Raw genomic sequence first — 15,427 nt, 5'->3', positions numbered from 1 at the left:
TCGTCTGCGTCAGCGATGTCCGCCCGGAGGGTGCCTCACGGCGTTGATCACCACCTGGTCATGACCCGGGACGACGCGGGCATCAAGCCGCCGGGCTTCCGCCCTCAATCGATCGAACGACTCCCGCGCGCGCAGCTCGTCGGCGATGGTTCCGCCCGCGCAGGACCCGCACGTCACTCCGTCGAGGAAGTTTTGTCCGAGGTCGGCTGCGTCGGCGGGGAAGATCCATGTGCCCGTGTCGGGCAGGTCCACCCGCAGCGAGGAGTGGCCCGGCGTATGGCCGGGGGTCGAGAGCACGCGGACGCCGTCCGCGACCTCTGTATCGCCGTCGAGCCGTCGCCAATCGACCGTCGCGGCGGACCAGTCGTCGGATCGGAACCCCGCCTCGAAGCGGGCGCGGCCGCTGCGTGCGAACTCCAGCTCAGCGGACTGGATCGCTACCGGGACTCCGGCCCGAGCGAGCGTCGGGATGCCGCCGGAGTGGTCGAGGTGGAGGTGGCTGATGACCGCGAGCGCGAGATCGGACGGCGACAATCCGATCGTCGCCAGAGCGGAGACGAGCGGATCGCCGGGGAGCACCCACGTCCAGTGGAGCGAATCGGAGGGAGTCGGGTGCACGGCGGGGGTGGCGACGGCGGGGTTGTGTCCGAGCCCGACGGCACCTACTCGATACACCGCCTCCGTGGCGGCGTCGTCTTGAGCCGCTCGTGCCATACCGGTGTCGAACAGGATCCATCCGTCCGTCGTCTCCACCACGATGCCCGAGAACGGCTCCCACGCGAGGTCGTGCGGCCCCCCGCGGAGCGAGAGCGACTTCGGCACCCGCTCGGCGCCGAACTGCAGGACGAAGAGGCGCTTCGCCGTCATCGCTCCGCACCTTCCGCGGAGCGGGGACGAAGCAGAGCATCGCCGAGGCCGGTGACGACGGCGGTGATCACTGCGGAGAGCAGGATGCCGGCGGGCAGACCGAGCAGGAGAGACAGTGCCCCGACGGCAGCGCCGAGGAGGATCAGCATGATCGCGAGGAGCCTGCGAGCCCATGGCTGCTGGGTACGGGCACCGAGCCACGAATCTGCCGCGAGCCCGGTCATCGTCGAAGTGACGACGACCGTCGTGACGTCCTTCACCGCGAGGTGACGCGCCGCCGCAGCCTGGACGCCCATCGCAGCGCCGAGACCGCCGGTGATCGCGAGCGCGACAGTCTCGCCCGGTTGCGGCACGAGCGCCGCCGTCAGGGTGCACAGGCAGAGGATGAGGGTCACCGTGGAGAGGAGCACGGTCGTCCGCAGGGACCATCCCGCGACCTGGGACCGCAGGGCTCTGCCGGCGGCCAGCGCACCCGACATGAAAGCGATCAGTGCGACGGAAGGTCCGAGGATCGGAAGTCCGTCGGCACCGACGAGCGCCATCCCGAGGATGACGACATTCCCGGTCATGTTGCCCGTGAACACCCGGTCGAGCCCGAGGTAGCCCACTGCGTCGATGACTCCGGTGGAGAACGTCAGCGCCAGCATGAGTGACAGCGCGGTGCGCGACGTGGCGTCCCGTGTCGACCTACGAAGCAGTTCGGTGGTCATCCCACCTGCCATCCGCCGTCGAGGATGATGTGCTGCCCGGTCACGTAGCTGCTCTCGTCCGATGCGAGGTAGACGAAGGTACGAGCGACCTCATCGACTGTCCCGAGCCGTCCGAGCGGAATGCGCGACTCGAACTGCTCTCTCTCTTGGCTGGCGGTCGAGCCGTTCTGCGCTGCGCGCCGCGCAAACAGGTCGTCAAGCATCGCGGTCTCGATCTGGCCGGGACAGACGGCGTTCACCCGCACGCTCTGGTGCGCAAAATCCGCCGCCAGACTCTGCGCGAGACCGATCACACCGAACTTGGTGGCGGAGTACGCGGCGTTGCCTCGCCCGCCGCGCACGCCGAACAGGGAGGAGGTGAAGGTCACCGTCCCTGGCCGACCCGCCGCGACGAGACGCCGGGCGAATGCGGTAGCGGTGAAGAAGGCCCCGGTCAGGTTGACGCTGAGAGCGAGATTCCATTCGCGAGGCGACAGATCGAGCGCGGGCGCGAGCGCGAGCACCCCCGCGTTGGGCACGATCGTGTCGCAGACCCCCCACTGGGTTTCGAGCTCAGCGGCGGTCCGATCGAGGGCGTCTAGGTCGGTGACATCGACCGCGATGCCGCGCACCTCACCGCCCGTATCCGCCGCGATCGCGTCGGCGACCGCGGTGGTCGCGGCCAGGTCGAGATCGGCGATCGCGACGCGCGCGCCCTCGATCGCGAATCGGCGCGCGATCGCCGAGCCGAGGGCGCCCGCGCCGCCCGTGACGATGGCGGTGCGGCCCGTGAGCGAGGCGCGGGGGGTCGAGTCAGCGAGCATGTGCAGTCCTTCCGGCGGATTCCGTGACGTACGAGTGCGGGGGAATGGGCTCGGGCCCGGGGCCGACCTCGGTCGGCTCGCGACCGACCTGGGCTCGGTAGTTCGCCGGGTCCGTTGCCCCCTCGGTGTTGACCACGAGCACAACGGATGCCTCGGTCAGGCCGAGCGCGTCGGCAGCGGGCCGATCGTCGATCAGCGCCTGAAGTCCGGCGAGTGCCGCCGCGCCCGACTCCCCCGCAACGACCCCGGCCTGAGCGAGCGAGCACATCGCCTCGTGTGCCCGCTCGTCGGGGATCGCGACGTAACCGTCCGTCCCGCCCTGGACGGTGGGCCACGCGAGAAGCGACGGCAGCCCGCAGTTGAGACCCGCCATCGTGGATCGGTGCGGTCCGGGGACCTCGGTGACCTCTCCGCTTTCAGCGGAGGCGAGCAGGCACGCGGCATGCGCCGGCTCGACGATGACCGTCACCGGGCGGCTCGCGCCGGCGGATGCGTAATGACTGATCGCAGCGGCCGCGAACGCGCCGACGCCGGCCTGGAGGAACAGGTGGGTGGGACGGGCGAGCCCTTCACGATCCAGCGCGTCGTCGACTTCCTCGAACATGGTGGCGTAGCCGCGGATGACGTCGCGCGGGGTCTCCACGTACCCGGGCCACGAGGTGTCGGAGATCACGAGGGAGTCCCCATCGGCCGTTTCCGCGGACCGGCGCACCGTGTCGTCGTATGTCCCCTGAACCACCGTCACCCGCGCACCCTCGCCCTCGATGTCGGCGATGCGAGCGGCCGCCGTGCCGGCGGGAACGAAGATCTCGCACTCGAGGCCCACCATTGCCGCCATCCGGGCGACGCCTCTGCCGTGATTGCCGTCGGTCGCGGCGACGAGTCGGCGCCGCGCACGAGCGGTCGCCGCGTCGCGGAGCGCATCGAGCTGGAGTGGGATGCCGGGAGCCCACTCCCGCTGGATGGCCCGGGCGGTCGCCCATGAGGCGCCGAGCATCTTGAACGCCGGCAGCCCCAGCCGCACCGACTCGTCCTTGACGTAGAGCTGCGAGACTCCGATCTCCGCGGCCAGCGACTCCAGCCGCAGCAGCGGCGTCTCACCGTATCCCGGCAGAGACCTATGGAACGACAGGCGCTGGGCGGCCTCCGCATCCTCGATGGGCGTCGGAGGCGGCATCCGCGACGGGAGGAAGACGCGTGACTCGGCCATGGTTTTCCTTTCGGTCAGACGGCGGTGTAGCCACCGTCGACGACGAGACTCTGTCCGGTGATGTAAGAGGCTTCGGGCGACGAGAGGAAGAGCACCGCGCCCACCACGTCGTCGGGCGCCCCCTGTCGACGGAGCGGGATGCCGTCCTGCAGTCGGCGCGCGGCGTCGGCCGGGTCGTCCTGGTGCGCCCAGAAGTCGTCGTTGAACGTGGTGTCGATCCATCCGGGCAGGACGGCGTTCGCCGTGATCCCCGCCGGTCCCCACTCATCCGCCAGCGCGCGGATCAGCCCGAGCAGCCCCGCCTTCGTCGCGTGGTACGCGGGCATTCCTGCGTGGCCCCGGAGAGCGCCGGTCGAACTGGTCACGATGTAGCGCCCCCGGCCGCTGCGTCGGAGCGCGGCATCGGCCGCCACGGCGGTGAGGAACGGGCCGCGCAGATTCACCGCCGCGGACTGGTCCCACTCGGTCGCCGTCCAGGAAGAAAGGGGTGCGGCGCGCAGGACGCCCGCGTTGTAGAACACCAGGTCGATGACGCCGTCCCCGCGCTCCTCGGCGCTCGCGACCGCATGCGCGGGGGCGTCGGGCTTTCCGAGATCTGCGCGGACGGCGAGCGCTGCGGGGTCGCCGAGGGAGACGATCAGTGCTTCTGCCGCCTCGATGTCGCGGTCGGCCAGAACGACGGTGTCGCCGCGGGCACTCAGTGCGCGAACGACGGCGGCACCGATCCCGGATGCCCCGCCCAGCACGAGAGCGACACTCACGGTTCCACCCCGAGACCCAGCGCCTGAACGCTTTCCCGCGCGCACGCATCGTCCACCGAGCTGGGCGCGCCCGACACACCCAGCCCACCGATGAGCTCGCCGTCCGCGTACAGCGGCACTCCTCCGGCGATTGCCACCACCCGTCCCGCGAGCGCACCGCCCAATCCCCAGTCCGGCCCTCCGGGCACAGACGTGTCGGCCCACCGCGCGGTGGGTGCTCCGAAGGCCGCCGCGGTGAAGGCCTTGTCGACCGCGAGGCCCATCCCGCCCCACTGCGCGCCGTCCGCGCGGCGAGCGGCGACGAGGTTGCCGCCGCGGTCGACCACGCAGGCCGCGAGTCGCACTCCGCGCGAACGCGCTGCGGCGGCAACTCCCTCGAGCAGACGGAGAGCGACGTCTTCGGTGACGTCCACATTCGTCGGGAGGGCAGAGGAGTCCATGGCGATGGCCTTTCGTATAAAAAATACGTTGCCGTACACTATAGCTATGGTCGCTCATGATGTGCACCCCTCTCCGCACGGCACCGCCGCCGACTTCGGCTCCCTCCCGGTCGTTCAGCGGGGGAAGCGAGGGGCGGTTTCGGCGGCTCACCCCCTCGCCACCGCCGCCGGGCTGACGATGCTGGCGCGCGGCGGATCAGCCGTCGATGCGGCGATCGCGGCGCAGGCGATGATCTGTGTCGTCCTTCCCGATGCGGCGGGCCTGGGCGGTGACGTGCTCGCGCTCGTCCGTCGAGCGGACGGGGTGACGACGATCAACGGTGTCGGCCGCTCACCCGGCGTCGCACCTCCCAGATGGACGAATGACGGGGGCGGCTCCGTCACTGTTCCGGGTCTCGTGGATGGATGGATCGAACTCCACGCGCGAGGCGGTCGACTGGCCCTCGCCGAAGTTCTCGAGCCTGCGGTGCGCACCGCCGAGAACACACCGTTGACCCGTGGAACGGCATCGTCCGCCGCAGCCCAACGAGCCCGCCTGGACGCCTACGGCGGCGCCGGATGGGCCCTCCTCCAGGCCGTCGACGCGCGGGCCGAGTCATGGGCACAGCCGGAGCTGGCGCAGCTGCTTCACGCGGTCGGCACGCGAGGACGCGACGCCTTCTACTCCGGAAGCGCCGCGACGGCGATCGCGCGAGCTGCGTCGCGGACGGGCGGCTCACTCTCCCCTGACGACCTAGCGCGACACGCAACTCTGGTGGGCGACCCGATCGTGGTCCCCTGGAACGGGGGTGAGTTGCTGGTCCAGCCGCCCCCGTCGCAAGCGGTCCTTCTTGCGATGGCTGCCGGGTGGCTGGACCGCCGCGCACCGGTTTACGAGGCATCCCTCCCGCATGTCCTCGTCGAGCTCACCCAGAGCGTGTTCGCGCACCGCGCGGACGCGGGTCGTGGCGAAGAGCTGCTGCGAGAGCCGCTCGACGTCGACCCGGAGCGCGCATCGCGTCGCGGAGGACCCCGCGCCTACCTTCATACCGCCGGCGTCGCCGCCGCAGATGCCGAGGGCACCGTGGTCTCGTCGCTCGTGAGCGTGTTCGACGACTTCGGATCAGGCGTCTTCGTCCCCGAGCTCGGCATCGTGCTCGCGAACCGCGCGGCAGGATTCACCGAAGGCGCCAACGCGCCGCGACCGAACGGCTATCCGGTGCACACGCTCGCGCCCGCCCTTCTCCGCGGGGGGGGCGCGACCACCGCGCTGGCCACTCCCGGCGCCGACGGTCAGGTGCAGACGCTGCTCCAGATCCTCGCCGCACGCCGCTACGGCGGTGAGGACTGGCCGCAGGCGCTGGCCGCGAGTCGCTGGCGGAGCGAGGATGCGAAGCTTCTTGTGGAGCGGGGCCACCCGGCGCGCGCCGCCCTGCACTCGCGAGGCCACGACGTCGTGTCGCGCGCGTACGGCGAGGACGTGTTCGGTGCCGTGGTGATCGCCGGGGTCGACGGCGAGGGACCGTTCGCCCTCGCCGATCCGCGGCGCGACGTCGAAGCGGGCGCGGCGTGACCGGGTACGAGACGACGGACCTCGTCGCCCAGTGGGTGGAGGCGAGACGCGGTTCCCTCGTCGACCTGTGCGCCCGACTGGTCGCCGCACCGAGCGTCAATCCCCCGGGTGACACACGTCAGGTCGCGGGCGTCGTCGCGCGCTTCCTGGAGGCAGGCGGCCTGCATCCGCAACTCATCGCGCTCGACCCGAACATGCCCTGCGTGGTCGCGGAACTGGACTCCGGCCGGCCCGGCCCGCATCTCGTGCTCAATGTGCACCTCGACACCATGCCGCCCGGCGAGGAAGCTCTGTGGAGGCATCCGATCTGGAAGCTGAGCGCGGTCGACGGCCGCCTCTACGGGCTCGGCATGGGGAACATGAAGGGAGCGGTCGCCGCCATGGCGCACGCGGTCGTCGCCCTGAACGAGCACCGTGACCTCTGGGGCGGGCGCGTGACCTTCACCGCGGTGAGCGACGAAGTGGCGTTCGGTCCGCACGGCTCCGCACATCTGCTCGAGAGCATCCCCGGCCTCTCAGGGGACGCGCTCATCTGCGGTGAAGGCCCCGGGTACCGCCGGCTCGCGCTCGGCGAGAAGGGCGTGCTGTGGCTGCGGCTGGACGTCGCCGCCGATGGCGGGCACGCGTCGTCGGTCTCACGCGGCTCCTCGGCGGCAGCGGTCCTCGCGCGCGCGGTCGAGGCGGTCGACCAGCTCACCGGCACCCGAGGTGCTCTGCACGGCTCACTCACCGAGGTCCGATTCGCCGACACGGACTCCGCACTGGAATTGACCGCGAATGTCGGAGTCGTGTCGGCAGGGACCTTCGTGTCACAGGTCGCCTCGCGCGGCCATGCGGAGGTGGACCTCCGTCTCCCCCCGGGAATCACCGCAGACGGGGCGCAGGCCCTCGTCGAGGACGCCGTCGCGCGCGCGGTTCCGGATGCCGACATGACCGTCCGGCGAATCAAAGGATGGGACCCGAACATCACCGCCCCCGACAGCGCGATCGTCCGCGCGTGGCAGGACGCGTGGTCGCGCCTCGGCCTCGGAGAGCTGGAGTATGCGATCCGGCTCCCAGCGAGCGACGCGAGCCGATGGCGCAGCCGGGGCACCCCGGCGATCTGCTTCGGACCTCAGCCGACCTATTCGGCAGGCATCGACGACTATGCCGAAGAGGACGAAGTGGTCCGATGCGCGGCGCTCTACGCGGCGTCGGCCCTCGCCTACCTCGACGGGGTCTCGCCGGGCGAGGCAGGATGGAGTTCATGACACCCTCTGCGAGCGCGACTGCCGGTCTCCCGATCGGAGGGTCACTGCCCGCCCAGATCTTCGGTCGGCTCGAAGAGGCCATCATCGAAGGTGAGTTCTCGCCGGGCAGCCGCCTCCGGGCCGACGCCATCGCGCAAGCCTACGGCGTGAGCCGCATCCCGGTGCGCGAAGCGTTCAGCGCCCTCGCCGAGTCGGGATGGGTGGAGATCCGGCCCCGCTACGGGGTCTACGTGCGGCGGAGGTCGCGCGAAGAGCTGACCGAGCTGTTCGAGGCGCGGGCCGGCATCGAACAGGAGATCGCCCGCCTCGCCGCCGCACGGCGAACCGAACGCGATCTGGAGACACTGCGAGACGCCCTCGCCCGCAGTCGCGCGGCAGCGGCGGAGCGCGATGCCGACGCGCTCACCACCGCAGCCGCGGACTACAACATGGCCCTTCGCGCGGGCGCGAAGAACGCCGTGCTGCAAGGCCTGTCACTGCACCTCGAAAAACGCGCGCGCTTCTACTTCTCGCCTGTCGCCGCCCTCCTCGGCGACTCCTGGGTTGTCGGGCAGGAACGCCTGGTGCGCCTGCTCGAAGCGGGCGACGTCGACGGCGCCGGCGCATCCGCTCGCCGTCACATCCTTGAGACCGGCAGCGACGTGGAGGGGCTGCTCGACTCCGCCGCGTTCTCGGACTGAGCTTCACCCCGGCGACGTCGGCTCGCCGCGAGCGCGGGGGTTGCGAGCGCGGCGGCCGCGACATCCGTCTTCCCCGCCGGGCGCTTCACGCGGCGAACGGTGAAATCTCGCCACGCGATCCGGCGGGTCAGCACCCAGTACATCGTCGCCATGCGGGGCCAGTTCTGCGTGTTCTCCCCGGTGGCGTCGGTGAACCAGTTCGCACAGCCCGTCACCCACACACTCCGCGCGGAGCGTCGGCGCATGTCCGCAGTGAAGCGGGTGAGGGCTGCCGTGGTCGCCTCGAGGACGAGGGGGCCGCGCTCGCGCCATGCGCGCGCGATGCGCGCGACGTACTCCGCCTGCCACTCCAGCACCACCAGAACCGAGTTCCACGCCGGGTTCGTGTTGGGCCCGTAGATGAGGAACAGGTTGGGGAACCCCGGAATCGCCATCCCCAGATACGCCTGCGGGCGACCCGCCCACGATTCGGAGAGCATCAGACCCTTGCGCCCGCGCACCTGGACGGCGTCGAGGAACGCGTGCGTGCGGAAGCCGGTGCCGTAGACGATGACGTCGGCGGGCACGAACTCCCCGCTGGTGGTCCGGATGCCGCGCTCCTCGATGGCCGCCACACCGTCGTCGATCAGGTCGACGTCGGGTCGTGCGAGCGTCGGATACCAGTCGTTGGAGACGAGGATGCGCTTGCAGCCGAATCGGTCTGCCGGCGTGACCTTCGCACGCAGGTCGGGATCGGTCACCCACCGCTCGATATCGCGACGGAACTGCTTTTCGGGGAAGCGGGTGAGGCCGGGCCAGCGGATGAGCCGCGGCGTGCGAACCTCTTTCGACAGGTAGTCGCGCCACCGGCGCAGACGCGAGGTGAACGGGTTGCGGATGTGGTGGTAGGGGTGGTCGCCCTTATCCAGCACATAGCCAGGGGACCGCTGAATCACCGTCACGCGCTCCGCCGCGTCGGCGATCGCGGGCACGATCTGCACGACGCTCGCCCCCGTGCCGAGGACTACTACGCGCTTGCCACACAGATCGACGGAATGGTCCCAGCGCGCCGAGTGGAAAGCTGGCCCGGCGAACGTCGCCGCCCCCGGGATGCTCGGCACGTGCGGTGTGCTCATCTGACCAACGGCGGGGATGAGGATGTCGCACGTCTCCTCGAGGCCGGACGCGAAGCGGAGCTGCCATTCCGCCCTCTCGTCGCTCCACGTCGCCGAGACGAGAGTCTGCCCTGTGCGCAGCGAAGGACGGAGTCCTACGGCGTCCACGGTGTCTTCGATGTACGCCTGGATCTCTCCCTGCGGGGCGAAACGGCGCGTCCAGTCGTCCTTCTGCGCGAACGAGAAGGAGTACAGGTGCGAGGGCACGTCACACGCGGCACCCGGGTAGTCGTTGTCGCGCCACACGCCGCCGACACGGTCGGCGCGCTCGTAGAGCGTGACCTCGGCACCGGTCTGGCGGAGACGGTGCGCAGCGGCGATGCCGCCGAATCCTGCGCCGATCACGGCGACACGGGGTGTAGTCAAAATGCCCTCCTAAATACTTTATACATTCTCGGGCCGCGCTGGGTCGGCCAGGGCGGCATCAGGTTTCGCTACTTCACTGCGCCGAGCGCCAGGCCGCCGACGAAGCTGCGCTGGAAGACCAGGAAGACGAGCACGCATGGAATCGCCGCGATCACCGTGGCCGCCGCGATGAGGTTCCACTGCCCGCCGTACTGCCCGAGCAGCGACAGCACCGCGGCCGTGATGGGGAAGCTGTCGTCGGTCCGCAGCAGCGTGATCGCGAGCAGAAGGTCGTTGAAGATCCAGGTGAACGCGAGAGCCGCCAGCGCTGCGAGCGCCGGGCGGCAGAGCGGCAGGATGACCTGCCAGTAGGTGCGAAGCACTCCTGCTCCATCGATGGACGCGGCATCCTGCAGCTCCATGGGGATGGATCGCATGAAGCCATACAGCACGAACGTGTAGAAGCCGAGGCCGAACGCGGTCTGCGCGATGATGACCGCGGGAAGGGAGTCGTAGATTCCGAGCGCTTCGGCGATCCTCACGAGAGGCACCAGGATCACCTGCACCGGCAGGAGGTTGCCCGCCAGCATCACCAGAAGGATGGTGCGCCGGAACGGGATTCGATACCGGCTCAGGCCATACGCGGCCGCGGATGCGAGCAGGAGCGAGAGCACGACAGTCGGCACGGTGATGATGAGGCTGTTGACCATCGCCTGCCCCATGCCGGCCGTCGTCCACGCCTCCGGGTAGTTGGCCGCGGTGATCCCCTCGGGGAGGGCGCCGACTCCGTTCGCCGCGATGTCGTCGAAGGTTCGCAAGGACGTCAGCAGCACGAGGAGGATGGGCAGGAACCACACCAGCGCGATGAGGGAACCGGTGACGTGGAACGCCGCGGTCCGGAGCGGGCTGCGCCATGTCCGTCGCCGAGCCGGTGCGGACCGCACCGGCTTGGGAGGCTCGTCTGCGAGCATCGGCAGGGCGTCGTCGATGAGTGCCATCAGTCTTCTTTGCTTTCTGAGAACGCGCGGACGAGGTACGAGATGATGACCCCGACGGCGAGGAGGAAGATCACGACAGCGAGAGCGGAGCCGTACCCGAGTTGACGGGAGGTGAATGCGGCCTCGAACATGTACGTGCTGAGGAGCTCCGTCGAGCGGAACGGCCCGCCGCCGGTCATGGCATAGACGATGTCGAACGAACGAAGGGCATCGATGATCAGCACCGAGAGGACGACGAGGTTCACACTCCGGAGCTGCGGCAAGACGATGTAGCGGAGCCGTTGCCACCAGTTCGCGCCGTCGACGCGCGCCGCCTCCAGCATGGCGGGATCGATGGCCTTCAGGCCCGCGATGAAGAGGATCATCACGTACCCGATTTGACGCCAGAGCGCGGCGACGATCACGGCGTACAGTGCAGTGCTCGGGTCACCGAGCCAGAGTCTCGTCCAGTCCCCGAGTCCGAGGTTGGTGAGGACGATGTTCAGGATGCCATTGGGCTGATAGATCGCGTTCCAGATCAGCGCCGTCACCACGAGCGAGAACACGATCGGGAGGAACAGTGCACTCCGGTAGATTCCGACGCCTCGGCGCTCAGACTGGAGCAGAAGGGCTACGGCAAGCCCGCCCACAAAGGAGATACCGCCGAACAGAATGAGCCAGATGCCGGTGTTGCGCAGCGCGGTGAAGAACACCGGGTCGGTGAACATGCGCGCGTAGTTGTCGAGACCCACGAACTCCGCGGCGGAGAACCCGTTCCAATTGAGGAACGACAGCCAGACGCCGTTGATGGCCGGCCAGAAGACACCGACCACTTCGAGGGTGAACGGAATGAGGACCAGGGCGAACACGACCGGCGGCGGGACGGATGCCCGCCGCCGGCGAGTGCGGCGCTCTTCAGCGACCTGAACCATCAGCCGCGCGCGTCTCGCGCCTGCTGAGCCTCGGCCTGCCACTGCGTCAGGATGTCGCCGATCTCTGCGGCCTGCGCCAGGTACTGCGTGAGCGCCTGATCGGCAGACGGCTGGACGTCATCGCCTGCGTCCCGGTTGAAGAACTGCGACAGTCCTGCCGCGTTCTGGATGATCTCGCGACCCTTCTCGGCGTAGGGCGTGAGCTCGACCTCGGCATCGGGGTTGGTCGGCAGCAGGGTGCCACTGCCCGTTGCGTCGTACATGATCTCCTGCGCTTCAGCGCTGGCCAGGTACGTCAGGAACTCCTTCGCCAGCGCGGGCTGATCGGTGTTGGCGCTTGCGAAGAATCCATCGGTCGGAGCCTCTTCGCCGTCGGGCACGCTCTCGTCGATCACCGGGAACTTGAAGTAGTCGAAGTGCTCGAGCTGATCGGCGGGGATGCTGCCCTGGAACCAGGAGCCCGCGAGGATCATCCCCGTGCGGTTCTGCACGAAATCCGTCGTGGCTTGGTTGAACGACAGACCCGAGGCCGTGTCGTCGAAGTACGGGAGGATCTCGTCCCATGCCTCGAAAACCGCCTCGACCTCCGGGCTGTCGAACGACTCGTCGCCCGCGAGGAGCGCGAGGTGGAACTCCGGGCCGTTGATGCGCAGGTTGAGATAGTCGAACCACGCGGACGCCAGCCACGGCGAGTCGGTGAGACCGATGCCGATCGGAACGACGTCGTTGGCCTGGAGAGTCTCGGCGACGTCGAGGAACTCATCCCAGGTGGCGGGCTCCGCGAGGCCCAGCTGGTCGAACAGGCGCGTGTCGTAGTAGACGCCCCACCAGTAGTTGGACGTCGGGACGAAGACCTCGGTGCCCTCGGAGTCCTGGCTGAGCTCGCGAAGGGCGTCGTTGAAGTCGAAGTCCTCCCAGATGTCGGAGATGTCCAGGATCAGACCTTCGTCCGCGAACACCCGTGTCGCTTCGCCGCCCAGCCACGTGTAGATGTCCGGCGGGTTCGCTGAGGTGAGATAGGTCGGGAGCTGCTCACGGTAGGTCTCGTTGGGGACCTCGTTGATCTCGACCTGGCCGCCGCCCTTCTCGTTGAAGGCTTCGACCACAGCGTCCAGGGCCGCCGCGTCCTGATTCGTCAGCCGGGACTGGATCGTCAGCGGACCTTCCGCATCAGGCCCTTCGCCGGGCCCGGAGGAACTGCCTCCCCCAGTGGCCACGCAGCCGGACAGCGCCAGGGCGAACGCCACGGAACCAGCGACGAGGGCAGATCTCCTCGACTTCTCGGTCATCGTTGACTCTCTTTCATTGAAGGTAAGGCTGGCGGTCGGGTCGCCAGTTCGATGAAAGCATCCTTCGACTATTCAGTCAATACTTTTATATTACTAATCGGCTACGATGCCCTCGAGGGCGCGTGGGTCGTCGCGGGCGGCTCGCACGAGGGCCGCTCCCATGCCGACAGCTCGAGCGCCGGACTCCAGGTAGGGACGAATGTCCCCGAGACCGACGCCGCCCGTGGGCACGAGCGGGAGCTCGGGAAGGGAGGCGAGGACCGCCGCGACGCCCCGGGGTCCGAACATCGTCGCCGGGAAGAGCTTCACAAGGTCCGCGCCGGCTCGCCTCGCCCGCACCGCCTCCGACACCGTTCCCGCACCCGGCACGCTCGCCAGGTCCATCGCCACCGACGTCTGGATCACCCGTTCGTCGAGGTTGGGTGAGACGACGAAGCGAGCTCCAGCGTCTGCCGCCGCCTCGACGTCGGCGGGTTCGAGCGCTGTGCCTACACCGACGAGTATTCCCGACCTCGCAAGCTCCGAGATAGCGGCTACGGCATCAGGCGTGACGAGCGAGACCTCGATGGCGGCGATGCCCGCCGCAGCGAGCGCCCGGGCGTCGGCCACGGCATCCTCGGCGGATGAGGCTCGCACGATGCCGATGATGCGCGTGGCGAGGATCACGTCGACCACCTCTGACGCGCGCCTGCCGGTCACGACGTCACCTCCGTCGCCCACACGAAGGACGCCCACGGTGCGAGCTCCCGATCGCCGAAGTTCTCAACGCGGACCGAGAGGAGCGGCTCGTCCGCTGCCCACGAGGGACGCTCGGCGACGTCGGCCCTGACTGCCTCGGACCCGAGATTCGCCACCACGCGCACGAGGTGGTCGCCACTTCGACGCTCGTACGCAATGAGCGCACCAGGTGGAGTCGCGAGGTCGTGGAAATCTCCGAGGACGAGAGCGGGGTGACTCTTGCGTGCGGCGATGAGCTGTCTCACGTAGTGGAGCACGGAGCTCTCGTCGTCGCGCTGCGCGGCCACCGACACCTCAGTGCGATCGGGATTGAGCGGGAACCAAGGATCACCGATCGTGAACCCTCCCCCGCGCGAGCCATCCCACTGCACCGGGGTACGGGCATTGTCGCGCGAGGTGACCCGCAGATCCGCGAGCAGACGGGCCGGATCCGCACCCCGGCCGAGTTCGTCGTGGATGTAGTTGCGGGCAGAGACGTCGACGAAGTCGCTCAGCGACGTGAAGGGATAGTTCGCCATGCCGATTTCGTCGCCCTGGTACAGGAAGGCGGTGCCCTTCATGAGGTACAGCATCGTCCACAGCGTCTTCGCCGACGCGGCCCGATGCTCCGCGGAGTCGTCGCCGTACCTGCTCACCGGTCGTGGCTGATCGTGGTTGGAGAGGTAGAGGCTGTTCCAGCCGCTCTCAGCGAGACCGCGCTGCCACCCGGCGAGATTCTCGTAGAGCGCCCTCCGATCGAGCGGGAGGCGCTTCTGCCAGTCGTGTGGATCCCGGTCGAGGTCGACGTGCTCGAACTGGAACACCATGTCGAGTTCGCGCCGTGAGGGATCGCTGAGCCGAATGGCCTGTTCGACCGTCACCCCTGGGGTCTCGCCGATGCGCACGGGCTTCCCCTCACGTCCGGCGAAGACCTCCCGATGCATCTCCTGGAGGAACTCCTCCAGGCGCGGTCCGAAGTTGTACCACGCAGAACCGTCCCCTCGCACGCCGCTCGGCAGCAGAGGGCCGTCCTCCAGGGGGAGTCGCTTGGAGATGAGGTTGATCACGTCCATGCGGAACCCGTCGACACCTCGGTCGAGCCAGCGGTTCATCATCGCGTACACGGCGCGGCGCACCTCCCGGTTCTCCCAGTTGAGGTCCGGCTGCTCGACGGCGAACAGGTGGAGGTAATACTGCCCCGTGCGTTCATCGAACGTCCAGGCGGGCTGCGAGAAGAAGGACTCCCAGTTGGTCGGTTCGGCCCCGAGGCCGCCGGGATGAACTCCGTTTCGGGCGTCGCGCCAGACATACCACTCCCGCCGAGGGTCCTCCTTCGACGAGCGGGACGAGACGAACCATGGGTGCTGGTCGGACGTGTGATTGACCACAAGATCGAGAATGAGACGGATGCCGCGCGCGTGCAGAGCCACGATCAGTTCGTCGAGGTCTTCCAGTGAGCCGAAGATCGAATCGACGTCTTCGTAGTCGCTGATGTCGTACCCGTTGTCCTTCTGCGGTGAAGGGTAGAAAGGCGAGAGCCACACCGCGTCGACGCCGAGCCATGCGAGGTGGTCGACATGCGCGAGGACGCCGCGGAGATCACCGACGCCGTCGCCATCGGAATCGGCGAAACTGCGGGGATACACCTGGTACACCGTGCCGGTGCGCCACCACTCCTGACCTTCGCCGCGCTTCGGCGTCTCTTGACCTGCCAAGCGATTCCTCCTGGTGGTAAGCCGG

At 68.8% G+C, this 15,427-nt stretch carries 15 protein-coding genes; 3 read left to right on the top strand and 12 right to left on the bottom strand.

What is annotated here, in order from left to right; all coding sequences use genetic code 11:
* Positions 1–9 precede the first annotated feature (9 nt).
* Genes EV279_RS05425 through EV279_RS05400 form a run of 6 tightly spaced genes read right to left on the bottom strand, consistent with a single transcriptional unit; the run spans position 10 to position 4,791 of the window.
* The gene (locus EV279_RS05425; RefSeq protein WP_133541863.1) at positions 10–867 is read right to left on the bottom strand and encodes an N-acyl homoserine lactonase family protein; all 858 of its coding nucleotides are present in this window, start codon (positions 865–867) and stop codon (positions 10–12) included.
* Positions 864–1,577: a YoaK family protein gene (locus tag EV279_RS05420; protein WP_133541862.1), complete on the bottom strand. Its 714-nt coding sequence runs from the start codon at positions 1,575–1,577 to the stop codon at positions 864–866. Before EV279_RS05420 ends, EV279_RS05425 begins: the two co-directional genes overlap by 4 nt.
* Positions 1,574–2,380, bottom strand: coding sequence for an SDR family NAD(P)-dependent oxidoreductase (locus EV279_RS05415; protein WP_133541861.1), 807 nt, complete (start codon positions 2,378–2,380; stop codon positions 1,574–1,576). Before EV279_RS05415 ends, EV279_RS05420 begins: the two co-directional genes overlap by 4 nt.
* Positions 2,370–3,590: a diaminopropionate ammonia-lyase gene (locus EV279_RS05410; RefSeq protein WP_133541860.1), complete on the bottom strand. Its 1,221-nt coding sequence runs from the start codon at positions 3,588–3,590 to the stop codon at positions 2,370–2,372. The genes EV279_RS05415 and EV279_RS05410 overlap by 11 nt, the downstream gene beginning before the upstream one ends.
* A gap of 14 nt (positions 3,591–3,604) precedes the next feature.
* Positions 3,605–4,351 carry an SDR family NAD(P)-dependent oxidoreductase gene (locus EV279_RS05405; RefSeq protein WP_133541859.1) on the bottom strand — a complete coding sequence of 249 codons (747 nt, stop codon included), beginning with the start codon at positions 4,349–4,351 and terminating at the stop codon, positions 3,605–3,607.
* Positions 4,348–4,791 carry a heme-binding protein gene (locus tag EV279_RS05400; RefSeq protein WP_133541858.1) on the bottom strand — a complete coding sequence of 148 codons (444 nt, stop codon included), beginning with the start codon at positions 4,789–4,791 and terminating at the stop codon, positions 4,348–4,350. The genes EV279_RS05405 and EV279_RS05400 overlap by 4 nt, the downstream gene beginning before the upstream one ends.
* A gap of 46 nt (positions 4,792–4,837) precedes the next feature.
* Here EV279_RS05400 and EV279_RS05395 point away from each other — a divergent pair, with 46 nt between their 5' ends.
* The 3 genes from EV279_RS05395 to EV279_RS05385 are packed head-to-tail and all read left to right on the top strand — an operon-like array spanning position 4,838 to position 8,273.
* A complete protein-coding gene (locus tag EV279_RS05395; RefSeq protein WP_133541857.1) occupies positions 4,838–6,343 on the top strand; it encodes a gamma-glutamyltransferase in 1,506 nt (501 codons plus the stop codon).
* Positions 6,340–7,593 (top strand): M20/M25/M40 family metallo-hydrolase, encoded by a 1,254-nt coding sequence (locus EV279_RS05390; RefSeq protein ID WP_133541856.1) that lies wholly within the window; start codon positions 6,340–6,342, stop codon positions 7,591–7,593. The genes EV279_RS05395 and EV279_RS05390 overlap by 4 nt, the downstream gene beginning before the upstream one ends.
* Entirely contained in the window at positions 7,590–8,273 is a 684-nt protein-coding gene (locus tag EV279_RS05385) for a GntR family transcriptional regulator (RefSeq protein WP_166644460.1), read from the top strand. Before EV279_RS05390 ends, EV279_RS05385 begins: the two co-directional genes overlap by 4 nt.
* Here the strand turns inward: EV279_RS05385 and EV279_RS05380 are convergent.
* The 6 genes from EV279_RS05380 to EV279_RS05355 all read right to left on the bottom strand — a co-directional run bounded on the left by EV279_RS05380 (position 8,210) and on the right by EV279_RS05355 (position 15,402).
* Positions 8,210–9,793, bottom strand: a complete 1,584-nt coding sequence (locus EV279_RS05380; protein ID WP_208109478.1) for an NAD(P)/FAD-dependent oxidoreductase — start codon at positions 9,791–9,793, stop codon at positions 8,210–8,212. The two genes, EV279_RS05385 and EV279_RS05380, sit on opposite strands and share 64 nt — an antisense overlap.
* Before the next feature lie 68 nt (positions 9,794–9,861).
* Complete coding sequence (locus EV279_RS05375) at positions 9,862–10,770, bottom strand: carbohydrate ABC transporter permease (protein WP_208109477.1); 909 nt, start codon at positions 10,768–10,770, stop codon at positions 9,862–9,864.
* A complete protein-coding gene (locus EV279_RS05370) occupies positions 10,770–11,681 on the bottom strand; it encodes a sugar ABC transporter permease (RefSeq protein WP_133541853.1) in 912 nt (303 codons plus the stop codon). Before EV279_RS05370 ends, EV279_RS05375 begins: the two co-directional genes overlap by 1 nt.
* Positions 11,681–12,970: an ABC transporter substrate-binding protein gene (locus EV279_RS05365; protein ID WP_133541852.1), complete on the bottom strand. Its 1,290-nt coding sequence runs from the start codon at positions 12,968–12,970 to the stop codon at positions 11,681–11,683. Before EV279_RS05365 ends, EV279_RS05370 begins: the two co-directional genes overlap by 1 nt.
* 93 nt (positions 12,971–13,063) lie before the next feature.
* Positions 13,064–13,669 (bottom strand): bifunctional 4-hydroxy-2-oxoglutarate aldolase/2-dehydro-3-deoxy-phosphogluconate aldolase, encoded by a 606-nt coding sequence (locus EV279_RS05360; RefSeq protein WP_166644459.1) that lies wholly within the window; start codon positions 13,667–13,669, stop codon positions 13,064–13,066.
* Positions 13,666–15,402: an alpha-glucosidase gene (locus EV279_RS05355; RefSeq protein WP_133541850.1), complete on the bottom strand. Its 1,737-nt coding sequence runs from the start codon at positions 15,400–15,402 to the stop codon at positions 13,666–13,668. Before EV279_RS05355 ends, EV279_RS05360 begins: the two co-directional genes overlap by 4 nt.
* Between the last annotated feature and the right edge of the window lie 25 nt (positions 15,403–15,427).

Source organism: Microbacterium sp. BK668, assembly GCF_004362195.1.
In the GTDB taxonomy this organism is placed as follows: domain Bacteria; phylum Actinomycetota; class Actinomycetes; order Actinomycetales; family Microbacteriaceae; genus Microbacterium.
The sequence above is the reverse complement of the archived record's forward strand: the minus strand, read 5'-3'. Positions and strand labels throughout refer to the sequence as shown.